The organism is Pseudoxanthomonas sp. OG2 (assembly GCF_014192765.1).
Classification (GTDB): Bacteria; Pseudomonadota; Gammaproteobacteria; order Xanthomonadales; family Xanthomonadaceae; genus Pseudoxanthomonas_A; species Pseudoxanthomonas_A beigongshangi.
The window spans coordinates 671,330-688,312 of record NZ_JACHYM010000002.1; the positions used below are offsets into that span (position 1 = coordinate 671,330).

Annotated in this window: 18 protein-coding genes; 4 read left to right on the forward strand and 14 right to left on the reverse strand. The window is 56.4% G+C overall.

Annotation, left to right across the window (positions count from 1 at the left end; translation table 11 throughout):
- Positions 1-98: 98 nt before the first annotated feature.
- Both FHW78_RS16175 and FHW78_RS16180 read right to left on the reverse strand, forming a co-directional pair.
- A complete protein-coding gene (locus FHW78_RS16175; RefSeq protein ID WP_183642958.1) occupies positions 99-1,307 on the reverse strand; it encodes a hypothetical protein in 1,209 nt (402 codons plus the stop codon).
- Positions 1,308-1,563: 256 nt separating this feature from the next.
- Positions 1,564-2,211 (reverse strand): hypothetical protein, encoded by a 648-nt coding sequence (locus FHW78_RS16180; protein ID WP_183642961.1) that lies wholly within the window; start codon positions 2,209-2,211, stop codon positions 1,564-1,566.
- 97 nt (positions 2,212-2,308) lie between these two features.
- On the opposite strand from FHW78_RS16180, the gene FHW78_RS16185 reads away from it, so the two are divergent.
- A complete protein-coding gene (locus FHW78_RS16185; RefSeq protein WP_183642965.1) occupies positions 2,309-2,842 on the forward strand; it encodes a MarR family winged helix-turn-helix transcriptional regulator in 534 nt (177 codons plus the stop codon).
- 105 nt (positions 2,843-2,947) lie between these two features.
- Here FHW78_RS16185 and FHW78_RS16190 read toward each other — a convergent pair whose 3' ends face one another.
- Positions 2,948-3,421: a hypothetical protein gene (locus FHW78_RS16190; protein ID WP_183642968.1), complete on the reverse strand. Its 474-nt coding sequence runs from the start codon at positions 3,419-3,421 to the stop codon at positions 2,948-2,950.
- 10 nt (positions 3,422-3,431) lie between these two features.
- A complete protein-coding gene (locus FHW78_RS16195; protein WP_183642971.1) occupies positions 3,432-3,866 on the reverse strand; it encodes a hypothetical protein in 435 nt (144 codons plus the stop codon).
- Positions 3,867-4,013: 147 nt separating this feature from the next.
- Between FHW78_RS16195 and FHW78_RS16200 the strand changes: the two genes are divergently transcribed.
- A complete protein-coding gene (locus FHW78_RS16200; RefSeq protein ID WP_255443326.1) occupies positions 4,014-4,331 on the forward strand; it encodes a helix-turn-helix transcriptional regulator in 318 nt (105 codons plus the stop codon).
- On the opposite strand, the gene FHW78_RS16205 is transcribed toward FHW78_RS16200, so the two are convergent.
- Positions 4,332-5,537, reverse strand: a complete 1,206-nt coding sequence (locus tag FHW78_RS16205; RefSeq protein WP_183642974.1) for a site-specific integrase — start codon at positions 5,535-5,537, stop codon at positions 4,332-4,334.
- 422 nt (positions 5,538-5,959) lie between these two features.
- Positions 5,960-6,418 (reverse strand): hypothetical protein, encoded by a 459-nt coding sequence (locus tag FHW78_RS16210; protein ID WP_183642977.1) that lies wholly within the window; start codon positions 6,416-6,418, stop codon positions 5,960-5,962.
- Positions 6,419-8,179: 1,761 nt separating this feature from the next.
- Between FHW78_RS16210 and FHW78_RS16215 the strand changes: the two genes are divergently transcribed.
- Both FHW78_RS16215 and FHW78_RS20055 read left to right on the forward strand, forming a co-directional pair.
- Positions 8,180-8,632, forward strand: coding sequence for a fasciclin domain-containing protein (locus tag FHW78_RS16215; RefSeq protein ID WP_183642980.1), 453 nt, complete (start codon positions 8,180-8,182; stop codon positions 8,630-8,632).
- A 565-nt stretch (positions 8,633-9,197) separates the two neighbouring features.
- On the forward strand, positions 9,198-9,350 hold the full coding sequence (locus FHW78_RS20055) for a hypothetical protein (protein ID WP_203321524.1): 153 nt from the start codon (positions 9,198-9,200) through the stop codon (positions 9,348-9,350).
- 989 nt (positions 9,351-10,339) lie between these two features.
- Here the strand turns inward: FHW78_RS20055 and FHW78_RS16225 are convergent.
- From FHW78_RS16225 to FHW78_RS16260, 8 genes are all read right to left on the reverse strand, one after another.
- The gene (locus tag FHW78_RS16225; protein WP_183642986.1) at positions 10,340-10,846 is read right to left on the reverse strand and encodes a hypothetical protein; all 507 of its coding nucleotides are present in this window, start codon (positions 10,844-10,846) and stop codon (positions 10,340-10,342) included.
- A 13-nt stretch (positions 10,847-10,859) separates the two neighbouring features.
- Positions 10,860-11,255 carry an H-NS family nucleoid-associated regulatory protein gene (locus FHW78_RS16230; RefSeq protein ID WP_183642989.1) on the reverse strand — a complete coding sequence of 132 codons (396 nt, stop codon included), beginning with the start codon at positions 11,253-11,255 and terminating at the stop codon, positions 10,860-10,862.
- A gap of 48 nt (positions 11,256-11,303) precedes the next feature.
- A complete protein-coding gene (locus FHW78_RS16235; RefSeq protein ID WP_183642992.1) occupies positions 11,304-11,780 on the reverse strand; it encodes a hypothetical protein in 477 nt (158 codons plus the stop codon).
- A 459-nt stretch (positions 11,781-12,239) separates the two neighbouring features.
- Positions 12,240-12,680, reverse strand: a complete 441-nt coding sequence (locus tag FHW78_RS16240) for a hypothetical protein (protein ID WP_183642995.1) — start codon at positions 12,678-12,680, stop codon at positions 12,240-12,242.
- Positions 12,681-13,181: 501 nt separating this feature from the next.
- On the reverse strand, positions 13,182-13,511 hold the full coding sequence (locus tag FHW78_RS16245; RefSeq protein WP_183642998.1) for a hypothetical protein: 330 nt from the start codon (positions 13,509-13,511) through the stop codon (positions 13,182-13,184).
- A gap of 79 nt (positions 13,512-13,590) precedes the next feature.
- The gene (locus tag FHW78_RS16250; protein WP_183643001.1) at positions 13,591-13,956 is read right to left on the reverse strand and encodes a hypothetical protein; all 366 of its coding nucleotides are present in this window, start codon (positions 13,954-13,956) and stop codon (positions 13,591-13,593) included.
- A 387-nt stretch (positions 13,957-14,343) separates the two neighbouring features.
- Complete coding sequence (locus FHW78_RS16255) at positions 14,344-14,973, reverse strand: hypothetical protein (RefSeq protein ID WP_183643004.1); 630 nt, start codon at positions 14,971-14,973, stop codon at positions 14,344-14,346.
- A 938-nt stretch (positions 14,974-15,911) separates the two neighbouring features.
- Entirely contained in the window at positions 15,912-16,883 is a 972-nt protein-coding gene (locus tag FHW78_RS16260) for an HNH endonuclease signature motif containing protein (protein WP_183643007.1), read from the reverse strand.
- Positions 16,884-16,983 lie beyond the last annotated feature (100 nt).

The following is a 16,983-nucleotide window of genomic DNA, read 5'->3' on the forward strand; positions in this document are numbered from 1 at the left end:
ATGTCACGAATTTTGCTTATTTATAACTACCCTTCTAAGTAGTAATTATAAATGTATAGGATTCGTGACACCCTACCGGACTGGAAAGCAGGCTTAAATCAGCCCTTTTCCCGTCCCTCCTCGGCGCCACCTTTCCGTCCAGCCTCCCGGTCCAATCGCTCACGTTTCCGTTGACGGCGTTTGCGTTCGGTCGCATCGCTGGTCTCCTTTGCCGCTCTCGGCGTGTCAGTGCCGTACCGGGCTACCAAGGCGGCACGAACATCGGCGTCTAACGTCCTGCATGAAGGTGCTGCTGGACATGCGCGGCAAACATCGGAAGCCGCACGATACGTCCCGAAGCAACCCAGCATTGGATGTGCATCCGCAGGCAATGGCTCGCCCATCTCGCGCGGCTTGAACGGGACGTATTCGGATAGCGTTCTGTCGACGCGCGCGTCCCCGAACCGTTCGCGCGCAATGCGCTCCGGGATAATTTTGTCCTGCATCAGTAACGCGCCGAGCTTGAATTCATCAGGAAACTGTTTGACTTTCTCGGCCAGGTCTTCATGCGCGGCCACCTGCACCGGGTGGCCCTGATAGTTCTCGGCAAGGAACATGGGGTCCAATCGGTCTGGCGAATACTCCCTGCTGGCCGCCAGACTGACACCGCGCTCGGCCTCGGCTTCCACAGCCTTAAGTACCGGGTCACGCCATATCTGGTTCGGTGCTGGACACCGCTTGTATCCTGCCGAGAAACAATACTCGAAGGCCCGTCGCAAGTAGTACCGATACGGCAGACCCAGAAAATCCGCATGCTGGCGTGCCTGCCATAGGGCTACGATGTCGTTATCTGGCCATGCATAGAGCTGCGCCCTCGGGGCCAGCCGCGTATCTTTTGCCCAGTAGTGCTTCCGGTATTCTCGATACATTTCATCGAAAATACGTCCAAACTCTTGCGTTCGCCGATACGGAGACATGAAGCGATATGGCACGAACACCATGTTGGAGAGCTCCGGCTCGGCATCGAGATGTTCGCCCGGAAGAATGGTTCGCACGAGGACCAATTCCTGTAGCGCGACCTGTCGTGCATCACCAGATTTGCGAGCCCTACCCAGATCTATGGCTTGCCCCCAGTGGCGCATGTTCCGGATGGGCTTTCGCTTGGCTCCTGACCGGCGCAAGGCTGCGTCGGGCGGATATCCCTTGGCTGCGTTGTAGCGCATGCGCTCCCTGTGTGTTGTTCGGGAATCTTGCTTTGAACCCGGCTGCACGGTGCTGGCTGGTTGCGCCTGCACATCTGAATACTGGGATGGATCTTCGTTATTCAAGTGAAACTCCAAATTTCGGCAGCCGGCAACTCGTCCGTAGCTGCACATCGTGCTTCGGAGAATGGGACTTAGGAAGGAAACCCGAAAGGCGCCTTTCGGGTTCCGTGCATTGCGATTAACAAGAGATGGGCATGACCCGCGTACGCATGTTCGATGCTGGCAGTGCACGTTCGAAGCTGACCTGACACATGCCTGGCGGTTCGCGCTTCCGCTCGCCCTTCCGTCTCAGACGCTTACAACTTGCGTCATCCACATTTCATTTGTATGGGACATATGGGACATCCTCGCCCAGAATTTCGGCCTCAATTTCTACGGGGAGCGGCATCCCCGCATGCGGGCTACGTAGCTGACGATAGGCCAGCGCCAGACTCAAGGGACCGCTCAGGGCAGATATCTCCAAGCCAGCACGGGGCCCATCTGGCCCGTAAATTAGGTTCATGGCTTCGATATACGCCCTGTACTCCACGCCCAGAAAATCGGCGTTTTGCCTTGCCTTCCAGATGCATTCAAATTGCTCGGTGTCGAGGTCTTCAACTGCGTCTTTGAAGCTGTATCCATTGTGGGCAGCCCAAGCTTCGACAAAGCAGATTGTCGCCGTGATTGAAGAATGTCCTTTATAGCGCGCATGGCTGGTCTGCCTTGCGAGGGGGTCAATCTTGGTCACGTCCGCCGGAATTAGATAACGAAACAGGTGCTGCCATGTATGCGCCAGCACTGGGTCGTACATTTCCATCCTCATGGCAATGAGGCATTCATGCAATAGGCCGTTGTAGCTAGCTGGTCCATTCCCAAACTGCTCGTCTCCTGGACGCTTGTTCTTATCCTCCGAACTCTGAGCCTCATCGCTGCTCGGCTTCACTTCCTTGGTTGTTTCTGACTTTGTTTTTGAACGTTTTTGCTTCATTGGCAGTAGACCTCAAAAAACCCGCTTGCGGAATGCTGCGGGGCGCCGAGATATTGCCCAGGTACAATGACGGTACATCCTTGCTGAGAACAACTAGATGCCAACGAAGAAGCCTGTTAGAGAGCTGCACGGCTCATGGATGGCGTTCTCTTTTGCAGCGCAACTGGAATCCCGTTACGAAAAGTTGATGAATCGCGCGCTACGAAAGAAGCGCATCGGCATTAGCCTGCGCGAGTGGCAGGCTATCTCCTATATCGCTAGCACTCGCCCGGAAGAAATGTACGTCACCGGGAGGTGGCTCCCTACCCGTTCCGGGGTTATGCGCGCGCTGGATATAGACAAAGCAGCGGCGTCCAGACTGGTAGGCGGTCTAGTGCGCAAAGGTCATCTTGCGGAGCTTCCAGCCAAAGGATTTGATATGCGCATGAAAGTTCTTGTCCCAGGAATGAAAGGCAGGCTTCTTATCAAGCCCGTTCTGAAACTCGAAGATGAAGTAATGGCCAGATTGTTAGCGAGCATGGGAGGCCACGCAGCCAAAGATGCCAAAATCGCCCTGGAAAAGCTGAAAGGCGCGTTCGTGAGAGTTGATGCCCTGCGCTGGGACGGGGTTATCGGAGATGACCAAACGTAAACGCATTAGATACCAATAAATGGGGAGCTAATGCGCAGAGTAAGTCGTCATGTATGCATCGACGCGAGAACCGCAGGATCCTCGCGTCGATACTGAGCGAGCACATCAATTCTGTGTGCTTTTGGCTTTTGCGTTCCGCTCTGCGCCCTCAACAGCGCGGGCCAGTTCCCGATAGGAGCCTTCCGCGATGGCGTTCGGGTCGAAGTCCGGTTCGATGCTGGGTTCGACCTCGGCTTCTTCTACGGCGACTGCTTCGACGGGCGACCGGCAATGGCGACAGAGTGTCGCCTCAAGCCGGATGGGCTCTGCGCAATGTGGGCAGGGGCGATAGTCGTCCATGCCTCCGTCGGGCGCATCCGTCCTTTGCCATGACTGCTGCATCGCACTGAGGGCAGCCAGTAGCACACCCACCACCACCGTCACTATTGCAAGGATGAGGTGGGTTTGTCGCCTTTCCATCAGGGCGAGGTTCTGAACCCTGTCGCCCCGGAAACCAACGACAACGCTTGTCTCCAGGTTGAAGGCATAGAGCAGCCAGAAGGCGCCCACGCCCATCAGCACGTATCCAATTGCGCGCATTGGTAGAACCTCAGAAGGCAGTGGGTGTGACTTGGTAGACGCCATCGCGCGTCAGCGCTAAGCGAATCTTGGACTGGCTCCCCGGCTCAATGGTGTGGGCAGTCTCGCGGCGGTTTGCTTCTTCGTTGGTCCAAGCGCACATGCCTTTGCCCGTCGGGCCAGCGCCTAGGATGTGGCTGCCGGCTGGTACGGTCAGCGCCGTAGCTTCCCCGGTACGCAGGTGAGCGGTCAGCACGCCGTCTATGTAGAACGCCAGTGGGCAGCCCCCGGCCATGTGGCCGACGTCTCTGACGACCACGAGCGTCCCGCTCGGGGTATCGATGGGCTGGTTGTAGGCGAACACCCGCTCAGCGGGAACGGGCTGTGTGTCGGTCAGGGCTACGGGGCGCGTCGCGCACCCCATAGCCAGCACAGGTATCAGGCAAAGCAAGGCGAAACGCTTCATAGAGACCCCCTAGGTCGACGAATCAAGGGCTTAGCCGGTCTCCCCTTCCTCGGACCGCTTTACACCCCCTCTTCATTAAATGTAGAGTCTTCGCACAGTGAGGCGCAAGGGTCAACATGCGGGAGGTTCATAGACCGTTGATCCCGCTTGCCCAACAAGGCGACTGCCATCTTTGCGCAACGACTGAAGGACGCCCGTGCAATGCGGGATGTTTCACAGCGCGCGCTGGGAGCCATGCTCGGGATGACGAAGAAGAACGGTAGCGTTCGAATAAATCGATACGAGCAACAGACGTCGCGTGCTGATATGGACACGGCTGCGGAGATGGCGGCCGCACTGGATGTGCCCCTCGCATATCTGTTTGCCGAAAGCGAAGACTTGGCTGAGTGGATACTGGCCTTTGGCAAGCTCGCTCCCGAGGAGCGAGCAAAAATACTCTCCAAGGCGAGAAAGCAGCCGAAGTAGTTACGCGACCAGCTTTTCCACTGCCGATGCCAGATGCTCTGGCCCTAAGTGGGCATAGCGCAGCGTCATCGCGATGTCCGAATGACCCAATAGCTCCCGGACGGTATTCAAGTCCACCCCAGCCATGACCAGCTTGCTGGCGAAATGATGGCGTAGGTCATGGAAGCGGAAGCCAGTGATATTGGCTGCCGTCAGCAGCGCACCCCAGCCCTTTTTTACATCCTGCGATTCGAACACCTGTCCTGCCCTTTCCGACTGCTCGCGCCACCTAGTCACGACACGCAACACTTCGGCGTTCATGGGAATATGGCGCTGCTTGCCGCTTTTGGCGTTGCGGGCCTGCACCGTGATGACCTTCGCACCAAAGTCAATATCCGCCCAATTCAACGAAAGCAGTTCCCCCCGACGCATGCCAGTGTTCATGGCAAGCAGGACGATAGGCGTCAGATGGTCGGTGTATCCGTCCTGGGGAAAGTCAGGTAACACGGCTTGCCCGTAGCGCCTGCGCTCAGCATTGGCGTTCGCCCTACCCTGCACGCCCCTCTTATCGCGCGCTACCAGGGCAGCCCGCAGCCGAGATTCTTCGTCGAGAGACAAGAACCGGACGACCTTGCGGCCCTGCACCGACTTCTGACGCATCCCCAGCAGCGGGTTCCGCTCAAGTAGGCGCCATTCCACGGCATACGACAAAGCCGCCCGAAGCGTCGCAAAGTCCCGATGGGCCGTGATGCGTTCAACGGCACGCTTGCCGTCACCGGGTGTTAGGCGGTCAGACCACCAGCGATTGATAGTCGCTACATCGATATCAGACATGGACCGGTCCAGCAGGTCAGGAAAGTGCGTCTTGATGCGCATAACGTACTTGCTACCCCGGCGAAGCTCGGTAGCGGCCCAAGGGGCGTAGTGGTCATCAAGGAACTCGCGCAGGGTGCAGGCCCGTTGCTTGATCGTCGCCAATGCCGGCAAACGCTGCTGGACGGCCTCAGCGACGGCCTGAGCCGCGTGCGCCCGGGCCTGCTCCAGCGTGAGGTGGTCAACTGAACCGAGCGTACGGCGCTTCCCATGCTGCCAGGTAACGACCCAAGCTTTGTGCCCGCTGGGCTGGACACGCAGGATTAGACCCCTAACGAGGATGTCCCGCATTTCGTAAGGTTTAGGCTGGGGCTGGGCTTTGGCGATAACGCGCTTTGTCAAGGTGATACGCATGCTGGGCACCGATGTGGGTTCGATGCCCAGAGCGTAGGATGGCCCGGCTTACGGTGTTTGGATGAGGACCGTCCGCAACGGGATGATATGAATCTTCTTTGGCAGGACGGACCGACGAACGGCGTCCCGAGGACGCGGTCAGAAAGTCATGTCAGCGAGACCGAACAAGTATCCCTTTGACTCCAACAACCCCCTCAGCCGCCTTTCAACGGCATCCTTGTCATGAAGATGCCAAGCCCATAGCTCGTAATAGGGTTGCTTTGCCTGTTCGTAGACTGGAGTCCGCCGACCGACACTTACATCGGACGATTGCGCCGCCTCCTGCCACATGGACTGGAGTTCGGCAGGGCCAATCGACTGGCGATTCCCCACATGCAGGGTAAATGTTAGTTCGTGTCGATGTCGCATAGGCGCCTTCATGGCTAAGGGTTGAATTGGGTTCGAAGCAATGGAAGGTCCAGCCAGACACTCAATTCCGAGGAATCTCCTGCGTCTCCAATGATGAGCGCATTACAGGTTGCATCCAGCCCACGATTTTCCCTCATCTCCCGAAGGCACTGACGCACGCTGTCAGCCTGTAGGAATCCAGCTTTCTGTCCTTCGATGTATGCCGCAACAGCACCTTTGCCATATGTGGCTCCGCGTTCTTTACGCAAGGTAGCTATGCATTCGTGGTAAACATATCCACTGCCTGCGATCTCGCGAAGTTCTTTTCTGAAGTTCGCACTACCCACCAGAGCGACAGGATAACTCCAGTCGCCACGTGCCAACCGGAAGGTCTTTTCAGACCGAAAATCCCGGACTCGATAGATTAGAAGCGCAACGATAACCACCGCTGCAAGCGAGACAATAGCGAAGACCCCAGGGCCGGCTAGTGCCATGAATTTCTTCGAGTGGGCGCAGGCATATGGCCCTCACTGACAACAGGCACCAACTTCCCAAGCCTTACACGGGTGAACTCCCCGGCTCCGTGGAAATCAAGCAACCCGCTACTCTTAGAATTCAGCGCATCGCTCCCAAGAAACACCTCCCTGCCGACCGCCACGGGCCTGACCGTGCTGCAAACGGCCTGCGAGACCCGTAGCACACTGACGCCTGCCTGCTTCCACGCGACATCCGGAAGGAGTCTTTGGACAACCGAGCTGTCTACCCAAACATCTACCATCCCTCCCGTCATCGAACGGCATTTGCCAATTCCAATATCAAATGCCATATACCCTCCTACAGGGCGGTATGCCTTAGTGTGAACAGATAGCCGCGCGTCATGAGAAGCTGCCGCATCCGGGCCTCCGCCGACCGTCTATCAAACGCATCGCCAACCCATAAGCCATAGCTGGGGCGACTGGGTTCAACTCCCCCATGCACCTGCCGCGTCACTTTGGTATCCAACGAATCGCAGGCAGTGGCCCACATGACCCGCAACTCGTCCGGACCGACGGACTGCGCGGCGCCTACATGCAGGACAAACACCTGACGACGACCTCGGGGCACGATGCATCCTTGGCCACAAGGCCATGAGTGTGTGCCGAAAGGAAGTGTGGTCGCCTTGGGTGGCTGGCGAGAATGAGCTGCCGCTCAGCATGTGCTACACATATACGCCCTTGTCCACCATTGCACAAGAAGCATAGCGAGCCGGCTCAATCGCTCATTGCCAACCTTGTAGACGCATGAAAATCTACCTACTCAACTTCCATGCGTTTCCGTCCACCCCCAGACGAAGCCAGACGGCTTGTACCACCTGTTCGGCATAGAACCAATCGAGCCTTTTTCCGGGCTCGATTTGGCGATCGTATGCGCACTTGAGACCGTCCGCTAGAACCTCCAGCCTCTCTCCTTTCCAGGCAAGGTAGGCGTCATAGGAAAACTTCAGCGTTGGACGTAGCTGCCTAAAATTGTGGTCTAGGCCGGGGAGGCCACCTCTCTGGATGACCTGTTCCCAATGCAACAACTCGGCCTCAATGTCGATGACAACTCTCTCCGCCGCTTTCGACACATCCAAGGCGCAGCCGGCCCCACCGCCGACAAGAACGTCACGCCCTGACCTGTCTTTACGACCCCAAATGTTGCCCTAGTGTGCCACCCGACGTACGGACTCAGGCCGTCCAGACCAGAACCTATATTCGTTGCAGAAGTGATTTATCACGTGCTTCGCAGCACGCCGCACCGCCCCAGAGCGGGCAACGGAAGATGGCCCTTCCGTTGCGATAGGAATGATGGGCCAGCCTTCGTTCTCGGCCCTTTCCACAGCCACTGATGTCTGCAGGGCGACAATACTCTCGCCGAAGTTGGCACTCACGACACGGTGCCCTTTGTATGTCTTCATGACGTCCTCGCTTTCGTACAAGCCGGCACGATACGGACGTTGGAGATAGGCGAGTTTCGCATTCCAGCAGCAGCTCAACATAGCACTCCTGCGATGCAGTCGCTGATGTATATGGGGCCATTCAGACCGACGGCAGAACTCACGGCACAGTAACAACCATGGGGCTATGGTCATTGGGTTGCCGCGCAATGCCGCAACGGCTCCTCAAGCCGCGCCGCACTTCCACCCACTCTCCGCATTGAGTTCTCGCCCCGGCAATCGGGGCTTTGGCTTCGGCCATCTTCGATTTGCAATCCGCAAATCACACCAAGGCTCACCCATGAACACGACCCAAGAAAACAAGTCCCAGGAGAAGAACCTCCTGGATACCGCCGCTGCCAACGGTTCCTTCAAGACCTTCGCCCGCGCCGTGAACCAATCAGGGTTGAAAGACACCCTGGCTGGACCAGGCCCCTTCACGATCTTCGCTCCTACCGATGAAGCGTTCGCCAAACTGCCTCCGGGCAAGCTGGAAGAATGGTTCAAGCCCGAGAACAAGGCGGAGCTCACTTCGGTGCTGAACTATCACCTGGTCAATGGTCGCCGCAGCAAGGCGGACATCGGCAAGTGGGAGGCTGCGCGGACCGTGAACGGCCAACCTGCCCCTATCCAACTGGCAGGCGACAGGCTCAGCATCGATGGCGCCGAGGTCACCCAGGCGGATATCGCCTCGACCAATGGCGTTCTCCATGGCATCGACAAGGTCAACATCCCGACTCCAGTCAAGCACTGACGAGAATCCACAAGGGACTGTGGACGGCAGGAAAGGACTCCTGCCGCGTTGTTGGGTCGAATCACTGGAATGACGTGTCACACGAATACCGACCGCGCACGCGGAAGATGAGGCTCCTATGAAAGCTGCACTGAAGTCTGTCCGGGACTATCTCCGGCGAAAACTTGGCCTCATCGCCCCCGCCTTCTTGGCGCATGTCGCATCCGACCCGAAGCGAACGGGATGGCCACCAACACCACAGCAGGGCATCCAGGACAAAGAGGACGCTCCCCCTCCTTGGCATCCGAATGGACCGCCAGAAAAGTGGCGAAAGAGCTGGAAATCAAAGTGAGGAAGTAAAAATGGACAAGTCCAATAGACGCGGCAAAGCCAAACACGCTCCTCGTGTTTCTCGCCCCCCAGTCAACGCTTCCGCCCTTCCCAGAACGGAAGTTCGTCTCCCCATCAAGCCACCGGGCAAAGGGCAGTTGCGAAACCCTGGCAAGTACCAGTAACCCTATCTTCCCCTATAAACCTGACGCGACATCGTCAATCTGACGATGGATGCGCCAAACAGGAGAACGTAATGCAGAACCATCAGCCACAAGACAAAGACCAGAAGAAATCCGCGCCGTCAGCGCCTCAGTCCCAGCCGGACAAAAAGGAGGCCAAGCAGGGAGACCAGCAGGCGAAGGAACGTCAAGCCAATGAAGGCGGCCCGCAACATAGCAAGAAGTAGTTTCCGAATAAACTTCACCAAGGGCTGCGCAGATGCGCAGCCCTTCTCACTGTCCCACACCAGAGAACTGAAATGAGTGTGTCCGACCAAGCCACCGCATTGATGGTCAAGATTGTCTACCAGCTTAGGCCGCCGGCCACCACGACGGTGGCTCCATGCCTTCGTTGCAGCAGCCCGAGCCCTGGAGGACAAGTCTGCGCCGCGTGTTTGGACGATGATTTGGGTGGTTTGATTAAGAACAGAGGCGCCGCCGTACGCTGGCTAAACTCGGTGAAGCAGGCTGCTCAGGACGAGCGAACTGTCATTTCATATGCGCAGAAGATGGACGAGGCGAGAAGCAGATAGACCTATTCGAACGCCCTACGCCTGCCAGACCCGGCAGGGGCACCACTCATGCTGGGCCAAGAGCTCCATGTGCCACGCCGTCCTGCCCTTTTAAGGAATCCATCGCGCCCCGTCCAGTTGTAGTACGGGCCCAACCAGTAGCCAGAGAACAGTAAGAACAATCGCTACTGAAACAACGATGGCCAGAGCCGTCAAAACCTCGCCTGTTGTCGTTTTCACCGAGGCGCCCTCTGCATGAAGGCAGAGAATGCGCGCAAGTCAGTGAAAGGCGAATGATGGCATCGAAAGTAGCGGAAGAGCTAGCGAGCCCCAGCTATAGGCAGAACATCTGTCGTGGCATCATGGACTTTGCCAGGCTCCATGCACCAGTAAACGCCGTATGCAATGGCAAGCAGCGCCACGGCAATAAGAATGCCTAGAGCAAGCCTTCGTTGGGTCCTAAGCTTCATACCCGGACCGTAGCACCCTCCCGTTACCGTGGCGTCCGGAAAGGGTTGCCATTACGTATCGACGTGAACTGCGTGCTTATTCAGCAACTGCTCGTGAGATTGCATGGCTCAATTTCAGTACGAATGAATAGCCCGGCTTACGGTGTTTGGATGAGGACCGCCCGCAATACGTATCGAACGCAGTGCAACTGCCTATTAAGTGCCTTCGGGAGCGGTCGAGGGCCCTATCGGCATGCGTAGTAGGCCGGTAAGCGCGTAGTAAAGACCAATCGTCGCCATGTCGACGGGTAGGTACATTGCAGCGGGCTGGCCATGCCCCTCATTCTGCGAAGTAGTAAGTCCAGGAACCGGAAGTGGAACGCCGGAGTTGTCTACGACATACCTGACGTATTCATCCAACTTCTCGGTCATATTGGTTGGTGCTGCTTCATGGGAAAGCATGTTCCTCAGCTTGTTCAGCTTAGCAACTGCCACCCAGCACCAATAATCAGGCGAGACGTCACTGCAAGCACGAACCAATGCAAGCAACTGCGCGAAGGTTAGTCGCGAACCTGACAATGCCTCAGGATGCGGAAGCACCCTACGAAGTTGGATGCGCAACAGCTCTTCAACCAGAAGATGTGCTTTAAGAATCGAATATGTTGGATCGCCCCAGACCGGCGTTATGAACTTTAAGTACCTGTCGAAAGAATCGTCAGCCACTGGTGCATCCATCTCAACCGGGGAACTTCGGGAACTTCTCATTGGGATGCTTTGCCTTCCATTCCTTGTAGGCAGCTGTCCCTTCCCAAGCCGTAAAGGCACGGGGCGACCGACCCCGACCCGTCCAAGTCTCCCCGGAATGCGGCAACCAGTATTTGGGAGCGACCTCTTTGGCTGCCGCAGCCTTCTTGGGACGGCTTGGGCTGGACGCCCCCACAGCCGTAACAATCTCGGCCTTCTGCTTGGCCGTGAACAAGGCCCCATATTGGCCAATCAAGCTCATGATCTCGGAGTACGCGTCAGCCGACTGTTGCTGGCGTAGCTGGACTTCCTGTTCTTCCAGCTTGCGGAGTTCCTCCTCCAACTTGGCCTTAGCCGTGGCGATGGAGTCGAGGGTTGGCTTAGTCATTCAGTTGAAACCTCATGTTGCACGCTAACTGGGACAACCTCACTGCCGTCAGTTCTTCTCTCGAACGACTGGTAGGTAGGCTCGATATGTGTCCTGAACCACTTGGGTAAGCTTATCTATCGTAGCGCCTCGGATGTTTTCCAGGACTGTCGGGCATACGACTGCGGGGTCATACTGCTTAAACTTGCCGAGTGCGCCATCGTTGAAGGTCTGTACGCGCTGTCGTATCACTTCTTGCACAGGCGCATTGAACTCAGGGTCGTCATTCAATCGCGCCATTAGGGGCTTATTCGCCTCGCTAAGTTTGACGACGAATCCCGCCCTTTCCTTCATCAACGCTTCCCTTAGCTCGGGGAGCTTCTGGGAACAGTGTTCAATGATTGGATCCAACGTGCGTGCAGGCATCGAAAGCAGGTAGCGACCGACTGTTTCGGGCTCCCCATCAAGTTTCTGCAAATCCTGTGCATGCAGGCTTCCCGTGAAGACCGCGAACGACCAACCAAGGATCGACGAGACTCGGATCATTGTTCCCCCCCACTTTGAATTATGCCAGCAGTCCAGCTGCAGTCTGAGGCGAATCTTAGGTGGCAACTGGCCGAAAATGCGAAGCCGGAACTAAGCCAACTTACACCCCAAACGTCGACTTCCCACCTGGACGCATACATCCGCGTCTGCTGGAAACACCTGTAAAAACAAAGGCCCGCGAACGCGGGCCTTGTTCGGTGATGCTTGAAAGTGTCGCTTCGGAACTGCGCTGGAGGCATTACGAATGCGCCGCTCTACCAACTGAGCTATTCCGGCGGAACCGCAAATTCTAGGGGGCCGCCTGAATCCGGTCAATTGGTCGAATGCAAGTGGTTGATGCAAAAGGGCTCAGACGAGAACCAGGACGGAGTTGGCTGATGCTGGGTCCGGCCTGGGGGCCTCTGGGAGGGTGGTAAGCCTCTGGGAAGCCGGGTCAGACGTGCGCCTGCCATCGGGGTGCTATTTCCTGTGGGCGCTCGGCGAGCTGTGGGCCGGCTCCTGCTGCACCCAATCGGGCGCGCAGTCCAGACACATATTTCCCCTGTCACTTGGCGTGACGGACCACAAGCGGCTGTTTGGATCGTAGCGAAGACAAGCACTCCCATTGGGCGTCCGCTTGAAATCGACTTCCAGAATCTGTGTCTGCTGACCCTTGTTGCCAAACTTAGCCTGATGATGTGCAGCAACATCGACAAACACCGCTAAGTGCGAGTCGGCGTTGAGGGGCAGAACTTCCATATCGTTCACTTGGAAGGTTACATCCCCCTCCTGCGTACTGACAGGCAGTCCCTGACCGGACAGGCAGACCATGCCGTCTTTATCGGTGATAGGACGAGAAGCCGACGCAGGCGTAGACGCCAGCAACAGGAGGATCGCAAGACCAGTTGCTTGTATGTCCATATGGCTCCCTCTGTCTGGACCGAAGTATGGCAGGAATCGGGGCGGGGACGGATCAATATAGGGGCGGTTCGGGGATGGGTGGTAAGCCTCTGGGGAGCCGGGAGGCAGAGGCACGGATAACGCCTGAATTAAGCCGAGCCGCGAAGCAGGTTCGGCTTGAATCAATTGCCTACGCCCCGGTCTGCGACTGCCAAAACCCGGACCACTCTTGCGGCTCGGGATACTTTGCCCGAACCGATAGACGAACCTGACGTGGCTGACGGGACCACCATGTATCGAAGCCATCCCGGTATGTCTCGCCAATACCCATGCGCCAGCCGGAAGACATGCGAGGAAGATTGGGGAATTTGATCCACGGTGGGCACATGAGTCCATCAGCGTCAAAGTCCGGAATCGGCGGATCCGGCCAAGGGTCTACCTTGATGTTCTCGTCATGGCTCATACGGGACCTAACGCCTGAATTAGGCCGAGCCGCGAAGCGGCTTCGGCTTGAATTAACTGTTAGGTGCCTTCTTCGTAATCAAACCAGTGTGCTAGTTCATCTACTGCGGTTGATATGCGAATCTGGTCATCAGTCGTGAAGGTGCGAGCCTTGACGACCCAGGCTCCTTCGCTGTCGGGATCGCTGACTCCAGTTGTATCCATGTAGCCCTGAAGGATGGCAATCCACCTCTTTGCGCTCTCGTTGAGTTTGCTCACATCAAGTTGGTGGAGCGCTAGGGAAATCTCATGAAAAGCATCAGCAATGGACTGCGCCTCGCCCAGCGAATGAGGGAGCATCAGCGCGTGACGCGCGGAGGACAGCTTCTCTGCTTGATACGAGTACCGCATATATTCTCCTATGACACCCAACGCCTGAATTAGGCTGCCCCGCGAAGCGGCACCAGTTTGAATGAACTGTCATGCGATACTAGCGGCGAGGCCGCAAACCGGCTGCCAAAAATACTGCACCCATAATTGAGAATGTTTGACCCAAGGTCAGCTTATGGATGTTTGCGACCTTAGGCAGGTCGATGGATCCATAAGGAGATGAGGAATTCGTCGTCGGATCGATAAGAAAATACAGCCCAATCAGTAAAAAAACGACGCCTAACACGAGGCAGGCAGATACACTTCCCTTCTCTTGAGCGAAGGACTGTGCTGCAGGTGGGGATTGAGCAGGGGCTGAAAAGCTCTGCACCGATGGACTAGGAGTTACTCGTTTGTCCATACAATTGCCACACAGGTCTGACATGAAGTTAGCTTTTTCTATTCCACATGCCTTGCAGATAGCCATCCAATTCTCCCTGGCGATTAACGATGATGCCCGACGTGCGTTCTAACGTTGAATTAAGCCAAGCCGCGAAGCGGCTTTGACTTGGATGAATTGTTAGGCAGGCACAATGAGGCTGTAATCACATGTCCCACAGCGGCGAATAGTTTGACCGCCTGAGAGTTGACCAACACCATGAAGAGTCAGTTTCTCGCAGTTTGGGCAAGTCTTTCCGCGCCCTTTACCAACGTCCGAAATTCCTTTCCTCCAAGACCAGCCAACGGCCCGGCAGTTACTGCACTCACTAATGCTGCCATTGTCATGAAACGTCAGTTCCCCGCAATGCGGGCATGTTGCTCCTCTTGCCATAACATTCTCCTTTGAATTGCGTTGACCTATATAAAACTCGAGTTAAATCGACCCGCTAGGTCGCGTCGTCTTGAATGAATCGTCATACCCCATAGCCTCCGCCACTAACAGAGGGGCGGGCGGCGTATAAGCAACCTGGTGCCACTCGGCCTCAGACCGGAGATAAGCCGCGACTCGCGGCGTCTCAACCCCCGCGACTTTTGAGAGTTGAAACAGGCAGCTATGAATATGGAACCGAAGCAACTCTAGTGCCTGGAAATAGTTCTCTCGGACAAACATCTCTCTAGATGAATCACCAGAACGTAAGATGACCTCGCGTGCATGATGCTCCGTTGCAGTTAGGAACTGCCGGATACCCTCAGCGATGTACTCAGTCAGAAGAAATACACTGCCGTCATTAAGGGCTGAAAGCTCAACTTGCTTCTCGACAAGCACCGAGCGAATCTCTTGCAAAGAGGCTAGCGAGTTGTCGATGCAATTATCACAGCATTCCTTGGAACTAAGGACGCGCTTGTCTGCAAGACGAATAAGGATTTCACGAGCTACCCGACGCTCGATGTCATCAGGCGCGACGGAGAAAGAAAGGAACGGAAGGTTGACCGTGATATCTCCGCCGTGCTTTTTCGCGAGGCGGCTGGCTTTGGTCAGCAGTGCGTCAAAAGAAAACTTCATAGAACTCCCCCGTGATGCCCCAACCACGACTAGACACCCAAAATGGAGCTTAGCGCGTATTCCTGGCATGCGCCCGTGCCGTCGTCAATCAGATTTTTCCTACACAAATTCGAGGGTTGCACGGGTAGTACGTCTCGCCGGTGACGGGGCAAAACCGACCCCAACTTGGCGCCTCCTCCCAGTCACGCCCCCTAAGCAGCCCGACCTTAGGATGGGTGGGACTAGGACTAAGCCCTGTATGGAGTACCCCTACCCCGCCCTCCACTTCGACGCACTCGGGGCAGCGTTCCGAACACCGTTCTAAGACTTCCATGCCCTTAGTCCGCGTTGGAACTTCGCCCCATCCTGCTAGGTCTCGGATGTACTGATGATGCTGTGACCCTTCGCGCTGTAGAGTGCTGCTAAAGACCCATCCATGGCTTTCATTCGAACTACATAGCCCAGCTCGAAAACATATCGATAGACCTCCTCAATATTGTCTAGCTGAATTTCGAATCGCGCGCTGCTATTCCCAGACCGGCTTTCAGCAACACGAAACCTGAGCTGACGGGTGACTTGATCTTTCAACCTGTACGGATAAAGGCGTTTCCCCGTCTTATGTTCGAACCAGAACCGGGTGCTAACTGAATCTGCTGTCATTGAGGCTTCGTGGAGACACTGGATGAGGATCATCCTTGTCAGAATGATACGGCAGAGCGGCGCATAGTGTATGCGTCACCCCTATAGTTGGCCTCGGCCCTAATCCCCTTACGGATCAAGAAATACCGTGCCCCACCAAGGCCCCTGACTGCCACGGATGACGTCCCCTAAGCCGGTGCCGACTTAAGGCTACAGCAGCGAGGGACGCCACCTGGCTGGCCCACCGATCAACCGCTAGGCTGACAGCATAGAAGCGCCGGAGACGCACCAGTCATCATTGGGAGCGTTTGGCGCACAGGCTATTCGTTCGCCTTTTCCGCCCAAGCAATGAACTTCCCTTCGTAGTCAGGATAGTGGTCCAGGGCGGCATCCTTCAATGACACGACACCCGCCTTGTCGATCATCAGCAGCCCAGAGTCGTAGAGCGCATGCAGGTCCTTCCGCAGTAGAAGGCCATCGCTGGCTTTGTTGTGCCCTTTATGCCAATCCCTACCCTTGAAATGAGCTGCATCAAGAGCGCGCCCAATACTGCACCCACTGACTGCGCACATGCCATTGTTTGCCAGATAGACCCGCTTCCGGAAAACCGCTTGTTCTGGACGCACAGCCTGCCTCGCAAACTTGCTTGCACGCTGCTCCAACGAGTTCCCAACTGGTTCAAGGTCAGTCATCGACGTCTCTAGGTTGCGACGCCAATGCTGATATAGCTTCTGACGCTCCGCTTCGTCGTCAGCCACACCAAACTCTCTTTCAAGTCCGGAAGAACAACGGCCGGTAGCTGCATTGACTACTAGTGCTGTCAGAATCGGCTCTCCCCTATGACGTGCTTCCTGCCCAAGCGCGCCCAACGCCGCTCGAAGATTGAATCGATCCAGGGAGAAAGCGGCCATCAGGGCACCATAAGTCGCCACGTCAGCGTTGCGCGCAACTTCGATCAGCCAAGATCTCATTGCAGGCAGCTTCGCGTGGTAAGGAGGCGTACCACCTGGCTCAAGCAGCTTGAGTAGCTTGGGAGTAACGCGAGGCCCAACGTTGGTTAGAGGAGCGAGCCCCTTCAGCCATGGCTGCCCCATATCGCGCAACAAAGCTGAAATGTTCTGCATCCGTCGCTCGAACGCGCCGGCATCACGCCCGAACCTGGACCCCAGGTCTCTGTAGACTTTGCTCTTGTTGTATGAGACTCCCGCTGCATCAAGCTCCTGCATCTTTCGATAAGCAACCACGGCTGCAGCAAGCTCGCGGTCGCTCCAGCTAGTTCCTTCTTCTGCCATCACTTACCCCTCCGAGCCGACCCGAGAACGATACCTGGATGACCTACCTGTCGTCACCTGTAGCTGCGTCTTATCAAGCCGTGGGATTGCCTTCTCTACC

Excerpts from the sequence above, each read along its gene's own strand:
- FHW78_RS16180 (WP_183642961.1), bottom strand. The coding sequence starts at position 2,211 with ATGAAGCAAAAACGTTCAAAAACAAAGTCAGAAACAACCAAGGAAGTG.
- FHW78_RS16185 (WP_183642965.1), top strand. The coding sequence starts at position 2,309 with ATGCCAACGAAGAAGCCTGTTAGAGAGCTGCACGGCTCATGGATGGCG.
- FHW78_RS16190 (WP_183642968.1), bottom strand. The coding sequence starts at position 3,421 with ATGCGCGCAATTGGATACGTGCTGATGGGCGTGGGCGCCTTCTGGCTG.
- FHW78_RS16195 (WP_183642971.1), bottom strand. The coding sequence starts at position 3,866 with ATGAAGCGTTTCGCCTTGCTTTGCCTGATACCTGTGCTGGCTATGGGG.
- FHW78_RS16205 (WP_183642974.1), bottom strand. The coding sequence starts at position 5,537 with ATGCGTATCACCTTGACAAAGCGCGTTATCGCCAAAGCCCAGCCCCAG.
- FHW78_RS16210 (WP_183642977.1), bottom strand. The coding sequence starts at position 6,418 with ATGGCACTAGCCGGCCCTGGGGTCTTCGCTATTGTCTCGCTTGCAGCG.
- FHW78_RS16215 (WP_183642980.1), top strand. The coding sequence starts at position 8,180 with ATGAACACGACCCAAGAAAACAAGTCCCAGGAGAAGAACCTCCTGGAT.
- FHW78_RS20055 (WP_203321524.1), top strand. The coding sequence starts at position 9,198 with ATGCAGAACCATCAGCCACAAGACAAAGACCAGAAGAAATCCGCGCCG.
- FHW78_RS16230 (WP_183642989.1), bottom strand. The coding sequence starts at position 11,255 with ATGACTAAGCCAACCCTCGACTCCATCGCCACGGCTAAGGCCAAGTTG.
- FHW78_RS16235 (WP_183642992.1), bottom strand. The coding sequence starts at position 11,780 with ATGATCCGAGTCTCGTCGATCCTTGGTTGGTCGTTCGCGGTCTTCACG.
- FHW78_RS16240 (WP_183642995.1), bottom strand. The coding sequence starts at position 12,680 with ATGGACATACAAGCAACTGGTCTTGCGATCCTCCTGTTGCTGGCGTCT.
- FHW78_RS16245 (WP_183642998.1), bottom strand. The coding sequence starts at position 13,511 with ATGCGGTACTCGTATCAAGCAGAGAAGCTGTCCTCCGCGCGTCACGCG.
- FHW78_RS16250 (WP_183643001.1), bottom strand. The coding sequence starts at position 13,956 with ATGGCTATCTGCAAGGCATGTGGAATAGAAAAAGCTAACTTCATGTCA.
- FHW78_RS16255 (WP_183643004.1), bottom strand. The coding sequence starts at position 14,973 with ATGAAGTTTTCTTTTGACGCACTGCTGACCAAAGCCAGCCGCCTCGCG.
- FHW78_RS16260 (WP_183643007.1), bottom strand. The coding sequence starts at position 16,883 with ATGGCAGAAGAAGGAACTAGCTGGAGCGACCGCGAGCTTGCTGCAGCC.